We start from the raw sequence: 12038 nt of genomic DNA on the forward strand, positions 1-12038 counted from the left end.
ACATCGATTAAAATAACACTTAACGCAAGCGTTTGTTTTAAAGGGGGCATTTGATGAGTAATGATATTAAAGAAACTCCTGAACAAAAAAGAGAGAGGTTAAGACAGGAGGAATTAAAAAGGAATCCTACTGGAAATATGAACGATGCTTATAATAGAGCAAACAGCGGAAACCTTGCTGATTTAGTAGGCAGTTTAGGTTGGAAAGGTACAGGAATTCTTATTCTTGTAATCATAATTGGGTTTGTAATTGTCTATCTTTTTTTCAAGTAAAGGACCCTTGTAGAGGAACTGTTTTTATGGCAGTTCCTACGCCCCGTTGAACTACTTGAAAAGTCTGAAGAAGAGGCATTATTAGAAGTGTGTTGAATTAGGTAATATATGGAGATGTTTCAATTCAATATTTTTTGGGGGGAGAGTAAATTTGAAGAAAATCATTACTTTATTATTTACAATAATGCTTTTAATAGCTTGTTCTGAAACTACGACCAATGATTATAAATTTAGTGGAGAAAGTGAACATTGGGAAGCTGAATACTCCTATAAAGGAACAGAAAAATGGGGAGAAAAGGACGGAAAACAAACTTATTCGAACGAAGATAGCTATGAGTTCGTATTAAAATATAAAGGTTCTTTAGAAGAGTTATCTTCATTACAAAAACTTGAATACTCTTATGAAACTATTAGTAGTAGTGGGAAAAGCACTGAAGAGTTCACGGAACCCCCATCAACAGTAATATTCTCGTCTTCAGGTGGTTCAAAAGGTGGAGCAAAAGTAGATGAAGATGAAGTTATAAAAGTAAATGTAAAATGGGATGACCTTGAAGAGTCATTTGAACTGCATAATGATAGTAAGTAATTTGGGAGGCGATAGCGGAACAGAGCTGTCGCTTTTGTAGAATTCAGCTAAATAAAAGGGGGATAAGAAAAGTATGCATATACCATGGATAGCCATTATAGGACCTATTGCATTGATTTGGGTGGCATCGTATATCGTCTATAAGCTTATTAAAGAACATATAGATGAGCGTTTTGAGGAACTGAAAGAATGGTTGAAAGAAAATCAATAGACAAAAATTGAAAAACTACGAGATTATTGAATTAACGGAGTGCAAGAGTTGAACAACGGAAAAAGGTTGTTTCAGCTCTTTTTTTTCTTAATGAAAAGAGCTGAAGAGGAAATTACCAACTATTATCCAATAGTAAATGGAAAAGTGCTATGATTGAAAGACAGTTTTTGAGGAGGGCAGACAATGAGTAAGGATACGATTTTATTTTTATTTATACTTTTAACACTTTCTACTTCTGGAGCTTGTTCAAATAATACTGCTATTGTAGATGAAATTGAAAGAGTCACAAATGAGTCGTTTTCGGAAGATAATATCGTATTTAGAGAAAAGAATGATAGCTTAGTTATTCTAATTTATCAAACAAGTAAAACCTTTTATTTATTACAACATGACAACAAAGAGATAATCAGTCAAAAGGATTTTAGCTTCTCGTATATAGATAATAATGATTCTTTTGTATGGAATTATAATGTGCCAGCGCCAGAAGAGGCGCGCCCAAACATTCTTTGGGGTGCTGTAAAAAAAGGTGAAAAGGTACCAATTAAAATTAAGAATAATCATGATGTTGAATTAAAATTTATAGAAACTGATCAGTACATTCTCTTTTATTATATTTCTGATATTGAACTTAATAAACCAATACTTGAATTTGAAGAATTTAAACAGTTTGATGGTTAAATTTAATACAGATAGTGTGGTGGAAAAATGAAAAAGATTTTAGTAGTCATATTGGTGATTATTGTTATTATTACTTTATTTTCGTTAATTAATTGGATATTAATGACGCAGGGGTAATGAATACAGGATAATATAAGCTACTTTTTTACTCTTACAACGGAGTACGATTGCAGAACGGATCTATGGTTTCGTGTACTGCTGAGTTAGGATTTAAGGTTCATAGTTCAAAAGGGAGATAATATATGGGGATGATTCAGAAAAAAACATTGATATCTTATATTATAATAACGGCTTTACTAATTGGAATAACAACGTATTACCTTCTTTTCTTTACTCCTAAAAATTCTCTTGAATTATATCAAGCAATATCGTTTGCTGATGATTTTGAAGAAGGTCAAAATATAATGTTAGAAGGATATGAAGAAAACTTTAAGAAAGAAGATTTTGAATACATAAGCAGGTTAGATACTACTGCTAGTAGAGTAGGTCAGTTTACTCTTATTGAATTTAGCGAAAAGACCTATATGGTTATGACTACACCAGGTACTGGAAGGTTACAAGTTTTAGCAGTAGAAGAATTACCAAAAGAGATAAGGGATTATTTTCTTGAAGAAACACCATAAATGCTCACTTCCTTTCCAAAACGAACGGGAATGAGCAGTAAAGATTAGATTGGTAATTTCAAAGGGAGGATTGTAGATTTGAATTTAATATTACCTTTATTATATCTCGCATTCCTTTACATAGTTGTTTTATACATATTAAAATTTTTAAGGGCAAAATTGTCAATAAAGAAGGAGGAATACTCAAAGTCTTTTATTGAGTATGTGGTAGAGTCAGTTATACTATTCTTATTCGTGTACTCCTCTAATATAGGAGATAGAGGTGAATCTATTTTTACCTGGAGAACGTTGCTGTTCACTCTATTGTTAGGGAGTTTTTCTACTTTCATGGATTGGAAGCGCCATAAAAATCCAAAGGAATATATCATTACTTTCCTATTTTTCTTAATGTTCTTTTTCATAATATCATTACACATATTGTTTCAATTCCCAAAATTTTTTTTCAACTAGAGATGAAAAAAACAAGTTAGAAATACATTTAGAGGAGGGGCTTTATGACAAAAAGATATATTAGAGTCTTTTCTTATATTTTATTCTTAATGATAATTATATATTTTTCAATACAGTCACTAATTCACTCAGCAATGAAACCATCATTTCTTAACTTACAATTGATTTTAACGATAATTGTTATGTTTGTTTTGACTTGGATTGTTGGTAAATCTCTAAGAGAGTATATAAGAAAGACTGCTGATGGAAATAAGAAAATTGAGTCTAACTTAAAAGTATCGTTTGTTCTTGGAAGTTTGATTGCTACTTTATGTTTATATGGCTTATTTATAGTAAATCAATTTCGCTAAGGAGAATAGAGGAAGCGAATAAAGAATATCGTCTTCCCTTTGTTTTAAAGGGTGTGGGAGGAAAATTTATGTATGGCATAGAGTCTACTTTCTTGCTGAGTATACTATTGTTTTTAGCTATTTTATTATTAATTGTTTCGTTTAATAAAATTATGAGAAAGTGGCTAAAAGTTGAGAAGGAGAAATTGTTTTCATATAACCATGTTAATGAAAAACATAAAAAAATTGACTGGACAATTAGAATTGTTGCACTAGTCTTTTTCTTGTTAGGATATGTTGTAAACACCATTAGAGAATCTATACATGAGTTATTTCAACCGTGGTTTTTACTACTTATTATTATTGTTTCTGAAGCGGTTAAGGCAGTTATGGAGCGAAAGTATGCAGAAAATCCTAATGCTTATAAATTAACAATTAGTCAGATAATATTTGTCCTTGTATTGCTCTTTACATTATACAAGACTGATTTTTTTGGCTTAGTATAAGTAACGGAAGAGTTAGTGAAGACAAAAAGGGGAGGGGAGAGTAGTGTGCGGGTATTACTAGAGCTACTAAGGATTATTTTTATTTTTGCTATTCTTGCAACACTATTAGGTGGAATACCTCATGCTATTTATTCGAATATCGGTATCGATACTGACAAATATGGATGGACAGCTATGCTCGGTGTTTTTATCTTAATCTTTGTTTTATATAGAAATAAACTTCAATTCAGTGGATGGTACGCAGGGAAAGGTAGAGAAATGCTACCTAAAGGCGTGTCAAAAGCTTTAATAATAAGTGCTATCATTTTATTATTATCTCCTCCAATTCTTCATTTCCTGTTAAGTTAACGGATAAGCTTTAACGAAAGATTAGAAGCTATCATAACGGTAGCTTCTTTGGCTTATTATCGGGCAGGAATACTTTATTAAACTATAGGGATTTTTTATAGTAATACAGAATGCGGACTTCATAGAGGAGGAGTTATGTCTAAGGTGGTTAATATTGTTAAAGATATGTTCTTAGATTTATTTTCAATGGGGAAATGATACTATGTCAAGAAAATGGACACATCGAATAGGGACTTTTGCTTTTTCCCTACCGCGCTTACGCTTGGTGACCTCACTATCAAGTTAAGGGTTCACCCTCAACTTGATAGTGAGGATTTTCTTATTGACACATAATTCTTATAGTAGAGTTTTTCAAACACGATTGGAGACTGATAATTGTTTGATGAATGAATGCGTTTGTAGTTGTAAAAGCTGACAATATACTCGAATATATCTTTCTTAGCTTCATCTCTCGTTTGATAGTTTCTATGAAAAATTAACTCTTTTTTAATCACGCCATGAAAAGACTCGATACAAGCGTTGTCATAACAATTTCCTTTGCGACTCATGCTGGTAAACATACCATTTGACCGTAGTAAACTTTGGTAAGCATTTGAAGCATATTGGCTCCCACGGTCTGAATGATGAATGAGCCCTGGCGTTGGTTTTTGGGCAACAACCGCACGTTCAAGGGCTGTGATGACTAATTCTTTTGTCATTCGTTCACTCATATGCCAACCTAAAATTCGTCTTGAATACAAATCCATAATCGATGCGAGATACAGCCAGCCTTGCTTTGTCCAAATGTAGGTAATATCAGCTACCCAAACTTGGCTAGGATGGTCCACCTGAAACTTTTGGTTTAATAGGTTCGGATAGACAGGTAAGTTGTGTTTAGAATTTGTCGTCGCCTTGTACTTCTTTACAGTTTTAGTGGTATGTCAACACTAAACTGGACAAATAATTAAAGGTGTACTGACTTGAATTCGATAGGTGTAACATAATCTAGTGAACCATGGATACGAACATGGTTATACCAATGAACATAATCAAAAAGTTCAAGGTCAAGTTCGGGTTGGTTAGAGAATACTCTACCATTCACAAACTCAGTTTTAATAACTTTAAAGGTTGCCTCCGCTACAGCGTTGTCATAGGGGGTTCCTTTGTTGCTTAAAGAACGTTCAATTCCAAAGGTTTTTAGTGCTTCATCAATAAGTTTGTTCTTAAATTCACTGCCCCGATCCGTGTGAAATAATTCAAGACGATGAAGGTTGTATGGAACTTTTGCGAAGGCACGCTGAACTAAGGCTGCGTCTTTTTGAGGACCAGCACTATATCCAATAATTTCACGGTTATATAAATCTACTAAAATACAGATGTAATGCCACTTTTGCTGAACTCGAACGTAAGTCAAGTCACTCACTACGACTTTGAGTTCTTTTTCTTGGTTAAATTCTCGATTTAAGGCATTGCCGATAGGAGATTCATTACACTTTGTTTTCGATGGTTTAAACTGAGCCACTGTGTATTTGGATACCAGTCCTTGTTCCTTCATAATCCGACTAATACGCCGACGAGAGACTTGCAACCCTTGCTTTTCTAGTTCTTTCTTTAATTTACGTTGTCCATAAATTTGGCGGCTTCTATTGAAAAGGTCAACGATGAGCTTCGTTACCTCTTCGTCAGGGTTCTCTCGTTTCTTTGCTTCATAATAATACGTACTTCGAGGAAGTTGTAGGACGTTACACATTGCTGATACCGAGTATTTGTGAAGGTTATTACGGATCACATCTACTTTCGTCCCATGATCAGCGCGGCTTGCTTTAAAATGTCATTTTCCATAGCGAGGCGTTGGTTTTCTTTTCGAAGTCGAAGTAGTTCTTCTTGTTCTGGCGTTCGATTGTCCTTTTCTTCAAAGGAACCACTTGCCTGGTTTTGTTGAACCCATTTGTCAAAGGAAGAAGCCGTCAATTCGTATTCTTTAATAATTTCCGAACGAGGTTTACCAGAAGCATATAATTGGACGATTTGTTCTTTGAATTCTTTCGTAAATGATCGGCGCTTACGTTTTGTCATAGTCTCGTCTCCTTCGAGTAATTTGACTCAAGTGTATAGCACCTTAACAAACCTGTCCAACTTAGTGTAGCCTATCCATAGAACGTATTCCATTATCTTTCATAATACGTGTTACCGTTTTTTGCGATACCTTAATCCCTTCACTGTTCAGCTGCATTGTAATTTTCGGACTGCCGTATATCTCTCGTGACTCTAAATGAACTCGTTTTACTTGACTCGTTAACTTTTCCTTTTTCACTTTTTGTTTACCTTTTGGACGATTGAGCCAAGCATAATAACCGCTTTTTGAGACACCTAATACTTCGCACATCTTCGCCACACGGAACTGGTGTTGGTGCTCTTTAATGAAGTCAAAAATTACTTCTGGTCTTTTGCGAAGATGCCCATAGCCTTTTTTAAGATGGCATTTTCCTCTTCTAAATCACGAAGTCTTTTCTGTAAATCCTTTGTCTCTTTATCTTCTGGCTTTAGGTTTCCGCTTCCAACAAAACTACTTTCGCTATCTTCCTTATATTTCTTAATCCAGTTGTGTAACGTCTGTTCTGCCACATCTAATTCTCTGGCAACTTCGGCTTTCTTTTTCCCTTCCTCAGTTACCATACGTACTGCACTTATCTTGAATTCTTTGTCGTAGCTTCTTCTTTTCATCTTGGACACTCCCGTTAAATTGTTAGGTTTAATTATACTGCATTTCCCCCAATTTAACGTGTCCATTAATTAGACTAGCATCAGAAAGGCTTTACATATGGTTTTGTAATGGTTGCATTATTTATAGGAATTTCTACTGCCTTCATCTATGGATTTTTTGTAATAAAGGATTTAATCTTGTGATTACTTAAAAAAACGGGAGCATTAGCAAAGTAGAAAAGTATGAAGGTTATATATAAGGGGTGACTTGAATGAAGAAAGCATTTTATATAGGACTTGGTTACTTCATTGGATCAATTATTGCAAGTTACCTTTTTTATAAAGAATTAAAATGGCAAGGTCTCGTCAGTGGTGTTGTTGGGTTAGTTATTGTCCTTATAATCTCGGCAACTGTGAAAAATAAGAATCAGTAGATATTATCTCTATAACGGCGAGCTTTAACACAACAATGAAGAGCGTTATGACGTAATTTTTCATAGAGTAACCCCATTTAACCAATATAAATTACCACACCCAATAAGAATTACAGGTATTGTTTCTTTTGCATTATTAGTTGTTGTTCACTTTTTAGGATTTAATTTAGTGTAGCAAAAAACGTAGCTAATAAAATAGTTACGTTTTTCGCTAACGGAGTGCAAGAGCGGAACAACAACGTAATATATTGATGGTGCTAGCAGGCTTAACTTTATTTATATCTGAAGGGACCATTAACGCAAACGAGATTTAAAGTTTACCATTACTTATTGTTGATGGTTTGCCATTAGTAATCCAACTACAACCACTTACTCAATATCTATACTCAAAAAAATTTAGGTGAATTTTTACTAACGGAGAGCGTTAGCACAACAGGGCTTACCCTTCTTCAACTATAGAAGCAGGATTGTGCAAGAATGAAACCTTTTATTCATTCCCCCGTAGATATAGTTATGGATTGAAAGGAAGTGTTTATATGAGGAACAAACCAATAAAAATTATATCTATTTTTTTAATTTTTTCATTATCTTTAAATGCTATATTTTTACTTTCTCAATGGATTTCTGGTTACTTATTAACCGTTACTAATGTTCCAGATATTGTTGATGCCTATGAACAAGCTGGTACATTGCCAAATGAGGTCACTTTCGGTACGGTTTATAATGTTACATGGTGGAGCAATCCTTTCTTTAGCTCTTCTCTCATTACTTCTATTCTTCTAACAATTTATATATATAGAATTAAAAGCAGGGTTAATGCCTAATAGAAAATATTACATTGGAACGTAATAAACTGAAACTAACGGAGGCGATGCTTTAACAAGGCATCGCTTGCCTTGTTCCGCTAATGAGCAGAAGAGTTTAACAAGCATTTTGTTATTTATGGTAAAATAAAACAAAAAAGGATGGTGCTACTTGCAAGTTAAAGAGTATGGTTTATCTATTGTTTTGAATGCTTTCTTAGCGTATTTATGGATACTATTTATCAATCACAGTGTTAATATTGTAAATTCAATGAACAACTCATTTATTGTGGGTGCAATAATGATAGGTGTAGGTACTGCACTATTTTTTGAAATTGTTCATAGAGTAACTCCTTTTAATAAATACAAATTATCCCACCCAATAAAAATTACAGGTGTAGCTTCATTTTTTTTAGTGGTAGCTGTTCACTTTTTAGGGTTTAATTTAGTGTAGCCCAAAAACGTAGCTGTGTTATTTAGCTACGTTTTTTTACTAACGGAGGCGATAGCGACAAAACTATTGTTGTGCTTGTTCAAGTATAAAGGAGCATTCCTGTTAGAAGGTTTTTCGGGGACTTGAACAAAAAAGAGCCCTCTTGGTATGATACGGGGTGTCAAATCTGGACGAATTGACCCCTAATTTAGTAACCAAGGAGGACTCCACAATGGATTTTAAACAAAATCAGAAAATAAATCAAGTCACTGAAGAAACCCTCGTTGTCGGAATCGACATCGCAAAGCGTACACATTTCTCCTGCTTTGTTGACGACCGTGGACGGATACTCCAGAAATCATTCTCTATTACACAGTCACATCAAGGGTTTGAGTCATTTTATGATCGAATTCTCAAAGCATTAAGAGAGCATGGAAAAACAGAAGTTCTAGTAGGAATTGAACCAACTGGCCATTATTGGTTAAACTTAGCCTACTTTCTTGAGGAACGAGGCATTCCGCTTGTCATGACCAATCCAATGCACGTTAAGCGTTCAAAGGAGTTAGATGACAATCTGCCTACAAAGCATGATCGTAAAGACGCGCTAGTGATTGCTCGACTATTAAAAGACGGACGTTTTAGTTATCCTCGTATTCTAAAAGATGTCGAAGCTGAACTTCGCGTCGGATCAACGTTTAGAAGTAAGTTGACGGAGGAACTGGGAGCCGTTAAAAACATGATGATTCGCTGGTTGGACCGCTATTTTCCTGAATTCACTCAAGTCTTTCCCTCTTTCGGAAAGATGGCTTTGGCCGTACTCGAATGTACGCCATTCCCAAGTGATCTCTACCAAAAACAACCTGATGAATTACTTGTGATGTATCGTCAAGTAGAGGGGATGAAATCTCCTCAGAAGCCCAAAGCTGTGCGTCTCATTGAAGTCGCAGCTCACTCGATTGGAGTAACAGAAGGACGTAAGATGGCCCGTTTTGAAATTGCCACACTCGTTCAACGTTATCACCAATTAGAACAAGAAATTGAAAGCATCACCCAAAGCTTAGTTGAGCTCGTCAAAACGTCTGTAGAATATGAATGGCTTTCAACAGTTAATGGACTCGGAGACACTACCATCGTTGATCTATTAGCTGAAATCGGCAGCTTTTCACATTATGAGGATCCACGCCAACTTATCAAACTCGCGGGACTCACATTGCGTGAAAATTCGTCTGGGCAGCACAAAGGTCAAAAACGTATCTCTAAACGAGGCAGAAGGAAGCTACGCGCCCTCCTGTTTCGAGTGATGATGCCAATGATCCGTCATAACGAAGCCTTTCGTAAACTACATGAATATTACACAAATCGCACAGTCAACCCGTTACGAAAGAAACAATCAATTGTGGTCCTTTGCGGAAAACTATTAAAAGTATTACATGGAATCAGTACGAAGCATAAAGCATTCGATGCACAAAGAATGATGAGGGATGTACCTAGTCTCGAAGAGGCTATGTAGTCTGCATCTCCTTGAATGAACTAGACAATTGGATGACACGGAGAAGCTGGCACTATTTTCACCATTCGACCTAGAGTCCCTAAAGGAGCTTCGCTAGCCTCTGCCTTATGACTAGACCGAACGAAGGAATGTAGGCACACAGATGTCCAGAGACATGGGAGGGTACGTCATCATAAGCTACGCAGAGATCCATGGTGCATCGTATATTTCTTCAACGCTACTTACATTAATATCCAGTAGTGACCGCGTAGCGCACCCATAGATTGGAATAGTTTCACATAATTTTAAATTACTGTTAGAGGCCGTGTCGAAAAATATTTTTTTGACACCTCACAAACGGGTCAAACAGTTGATATATCAATATTTATAGAGGGAGGAAATATTTTGATTTATAATGCTAAAAATCCACTCTTTCCCTTAGTCATATTGTTGGTTATTTCTGTATCCAGTACTTCGAGAACCAGCCCGTTAACTCCTTGGTGGATTGAAATATTAGGCTTTTTAATGATATTGCTAACTATATCATTGATTTTTATTAACTATAAAGTAAAAATTGATAACGATAAGTTGGAATATACGGTGAATTTGCATAAGCTACAAATTTTGAAAAAATGCCTTAAATCCAGTCAAATCTCAGAAATTAAATTTAAACGATTCGGTTGGGGAAAAAAGGGTGCTGTCGTTAAAGTAGTAGATAAGATGAATATTAGAGTTGTTGACTTTTATCCACCTGATATATATAACGAGCTTATTGAGTTTGCTAATAATAATAACTTGAAAATTCACAAGACAAAAGACTATAAACTATTAGAGCGATATTTTTAAAAGTTGAGAACTAAATTAGGAGAAGTAGTTGGGTTAATGTAGTAAAGGGCTGCGATAATAAAAAGAGGCTGTTACTGTTCTTATTCAAGTAATAAGTATAATTTAGGCATTGGTGGAGGTGCTATGTATCTCAGACTATATTTTTTTGACAGCTCTATATATCTTTATAATATTTTTATTTGTTAAGGATTATAAAAAACGCAATAATGATGAAAAAAAAGATATTTTAGTAGAAATCAAGAAACCAAAAGTGTTTTTATTGGTAATTGGTTCAGCTATTGCATATGGAGGGATAATTGTCAGTAGTTCATTGACGACTATTATTGGATTTATCCTCACTTTACTGAGTTTAGTCATCATGCTCTTTAATACAAAAAGTAGGAAAGAGTTTGTGAAGTTTTCAATTCTCTCTGCATTAGCAATCACATATATATTTTACTTTTACATTAATTGAATATCTGTATTATTTTATTGAAGTAACGTGTGAAAAGGGGGAGTTTTAAATTAATAAGTTTATATACTATTTCAGTTGGACAATCGGTATTGGATTTATAATTTATTTCGGGATTAAATATCAGGTATGGTTAGAAAAAGAAGCTAACAATACTTTTAACCTGTTTCCTGTTGTATTATATACAACAATATTTCCTGTTTTTATAGGAATCTTATTAAGGCTTCCAAAGTTAATCTTGGAAATTAAACACAAAATGATATGGACATTTGATTGGATAAAATTTAGCGCCATTGGAATTCCTTGTATTCTTATTATAGCAATTACAATATTAGTATTTTCACCTTTGGATGCTAACTTTATTAAAGTGCCACATATCATTTTGGTTGGTAGTCCAACAATTCAAATAATCGTGGGCATTGTGTTTGGATATACCTTATTGGATAGTTTAAAGAAGTAATGTTGTTCAAATAACATACTGTATATAAGGTGAATTAGCTTAAATCCATACTGAATGGAGTGAGAATATTTTGCAGTTTGATTTTTGGGGCACTATCTTAACTTTTGGGCTCTTTTTACTTATCTTTTCGCCATTACTATTATCAAAAAAAAAGAAAAACAGCACTGATTATATTAGTTGGGTAGGGCTACTAACCTGAGGAGAACTAAAAGAAAATGATGAGAACGGAGTGTTTTGAAGAGCAATTGGTAAGTAACTATATATTAAGTTAGAAAAATGCCTTTATTAAGAAAAAAATGAAGTTACATACAATAGTTATCCTTTTGATTTAATTTTCGATATAGCTTATATCACAATCGGTCTGTGACGTAAAAGACGGATACTGTGCAATAAGATGAAATTAATTCACAAGATAATATTGAATTAAAAAATCATTT

The 12038-nt window shown here is 34.3% G+C and carries 15 protein-coding genes and 2 pseudogenes; 14 read left to right on the forward strand and 3 right to left on the reverse strand.

Going from position 1 to position 12038, the window contains the following annotated elements; all coding sequences use genetic code 11:
* Positions 1 to 53: 53 nt before the first annotated feature.
* The 9 genes from CD003_RS05665 (at position 54) to CD003_RS05700 (ending at position 4003) form a co-directional block, all read left to right on the forward strand.
* Positions 54 to 272: a DUF6366 family protein gene (locus tag CD003_RS05665; protein WP_096200039.1), complete on the forward strand. Its 219-nt coding sequence runs from the start codon at positions 54 to 56 to the stop codon at positions 270 to 272.
* Between the two features lie 151 nt (positions 273 to 423).
* Entirely contained in the window at positions 424 to 858 is a 435-nt protein-coding gene (locus CD003_RS05670; RefSeq protein ID WP_257008201.1) for a hypothetical protein, read from the forward strand.
* Positions 859 to 931: 73 nt separating this feature from the next.
* Positions 932 to 1069 (forward strand): hypothetical protein, encoded by a 138-nt coding sequence (locus tag CD003_RS21750; protein WP_179295446.1) that lies wholly within the window; start codon positions 932 to 934, stop codon positions 1067 to 1069.
* Positions 1070 to 1252: 183 nt separating this feature from the next.
* Complete coding sequence (locus CD003_RS05675; RefSeq protein ID WP_096200041.1) at positions 1253 to 1747, forward strand: hypothetical protein; 495 nt, start codon at positions 1253 to 1255, stop codon at positions 1745 to 1747.
* A gap of 242 nt (positions 1748 to 1989) precedes the next feature.
* Positions 1990 to 2370 (forward strand): hypothetical protein, encoded by a 381-nt coding sequence (locus tag CD003_RS05680; RefSeq protein ID WP_096200043.1) that lies wholly within the window; start codon positions 1990 to 1992, stop codon positions 2368 to 2370.
* A gap of 234 nt (positions 2371 to 2604) precedes the next feature.
* A complete protein-coding gene (locus tag CD003_RS22545) occupies positions 2605 to 2820 on the forward strand; it encodes a DUF4181 domain-containing protein (RefSeq protein ID WP_373558552.1) in 216 nt (71 codons plus the stop codon).
* 44 nt (positions 2821 to 2864) lie between these two features.
* Positions 2865 to 3170, forward strand: a complete 306-nt coding sequence (locus tag CD003_RS05690; protein ID WP_096200047.1) for a hypothetical protein — start codon at positions 2865 to 2867, stop codon at positions 3168 to 3170.
* A gap of 68 nt (positions 3171 to 3238) precedes the next feature.
* A complete protein-coding gene (locus CD003_RS05695; RefSeq protein WP_096200049.1) occupies positions 3239 to 3655 on the forward strand; it encodes a DUF4181 domain-containing protein in 417 nt (138 codons plus the stop codon).
* Between the two features lie 45 nt (positions 3656 to 3700).
* Positions 3701 to 4003, forward strand: coding sequence for a hypothetical protein (locus CD003_RS05700; protein ID WP_096200051.1), 303 nt, complete (start codon positions 3701 to 3703; stop codon positions 4001 to 4003).
* Between the two features lie 296 nt (positions 4004 to 4299).
* Here CD003_RS05700 and CD003_RS05705 read toward each other — a convergent pair.
* From CD003_RS05705 to CD003_RS22820, 3 genes and pseudogenes are all read right to left on the reverse strand, one after another.
* Positions 4300 to 4917: pseudogene (locus CD003_RS05705) on the reverse strand (IS3 family transposase); the annotation flags it as partial.
* 29 nt (positions 4918 to 4946) lie between these two features.
* Positions 4947 to 6058 (reverse strand): IS3 family transposase gene (locus tag CD003_RS05710; protein ID WP_096200054.1). Its coding sequence is split into 2 segments (ribosomal slippage): positions 4947 to 5809 and positions 5809 to 6058, totalling 1113 coding nucleotides; the frame shifts between segments, so codons are not numbered across the junction.
* A gap of 79 nt (positions 6059 to 6137) precedes the next feature.
* Positions 6138 to 6706, reverse strand: a pseudogene (locus tag CD003_RS22820) (IS3 family transposase); the annotation flags it as partial.
* 251 nt (positions 6707 to 6957) lie between these two features.
* On the opposite strand from CD003_RS22820, the gene CD003_RS21755 reads away from it, so the two are divergent.
* From CD003_RS21755 to CD003_RS05740, 5 genes are all read left to right on the forward strand, one after another.
* Positions 6958 to 7119 carry a hypothetical protein gene (locus CD003_RS21755; protein WP_179295449.1) on the forward strand — a complete coding sequence of 54 codons (162 nt, stop codon included), beginning with the start codon at positions 6958 to 6960 and terminating at the stop codon, positions 7117 to 7119.
* 536 nt (positions 7120 to 7655) lie between these two features.
* Positions 7656 to 7943, forward strand: a complete 288-nt coding sequence (locus CD003_RS05725) for a hypothetical protein (protein WP_096200059.1) — start codon at positions 7656 to 7658, stop codon at positions 7941 to 7943.
* Between the two features lie 151 nt (positions 7944 to 8094).
* Positions 8095 to 8376, forward strand: coding sequence for a hypothetical protein (locus CD003_RS05730; RefSeq protein WP_096200061.1), 282 nt, complete (start codon positions 8095 to 8097; stop codon positions 8374 to 8376).
* Between the two features lie 211 nt (positions 8377 to 8587).
* A complete protein-coding gene (locus CD003_RS05735) occupies positions 8588 to 9865 on the forward strand; it encodes an IS110 family transposase (RefSeq protein WP_096199813.1) in 1278 nt (425 codons plus the stop codon).
* A 384-nt stretch (positions 9866 to 10249) separates the two neighbouring features.
* Entirely contained in the window at positions 10250 to 10690 is a 441-nt protein-coding gene (locus tag CD003_RS05740) for a hypothetical protein (protein ID WP_096200063.1), read from the forward strand.
* Positions 10691 to 12038: the final 1348 nt, after the last annotated feature.

It is taken from the genome of Bacillus sp. FJAT-45350 (assembly GCF_002335805.1).
Classification (GTDB): domain Bacteria; phylum Bacillota; class Bacilli; order Bacillales; family NISU01; genus FJAT-45350.

Excerpts from the sequence above, each read along its gene's own strand:
- CD003_RS05695 (WP_096200049.1), top strand. The coding sequence starts at position 3,239 with ATGTATGGCATAGAGTCTACTTTCTTGCTGAGTATACTATTGTTTTTA.
- CD003_RS05690 (WP_096200047.1), top strand. The coding sequence starts at position 2,865 with ATGACAAAAAGATATATTAGAGTCTTTTCTTATATTTTATTCTTAATG.
- CD003_RS05725 (WP_096200059.1), top strand. The coding sequence starts at position 7,656 with ATGAGGAACAAACCAATAAAAATTATATCTATTTTTTTAATTTTTTCA.
- CD003_RS05675 (WP_096200041.1), top strand. The coding sequence starts at position 1,253 with ATGAGTAAGGATACGATTTTATTTTTATTTATACTTTTAACACTTTCT.
- CD003_RS21755 (WP_179295449.1), top strand. The coding sequence starts at position 6,958 with ATGAAGAAAGCATTTTATATAGGACTTGGTTACTTCATTGGATCAATT.
- CD003_RS05735 (WP_096199813.1), top strand. The coding sequence starts at position 8,588 with ATGGATTTTAAACAAAATCAGAAAATAAATCAAGTCACTGAAGAAACC.
- CD003_RS05680 (WP_096200043.1), top strand. The coding sequence starts at position 1,990 with ATGGGGATGATTCAGAAAAAAACATTGATATCTTATATTATAATAACG.
- CD003_RS05665 (WP_096200039.1), top strand. The coding sequence starts at position 54 with ATGAGTAATGATATTAAAGAAACTCCTGAACAAAAAAGAGAGAGGTTA.
- CD003_RS21750 (WP_179295446.1), top strand. The coding sequence starts at position 932 with ATGCATATACCATGGATAGCCATTATAGGACCTATTGCATTGATTTGG.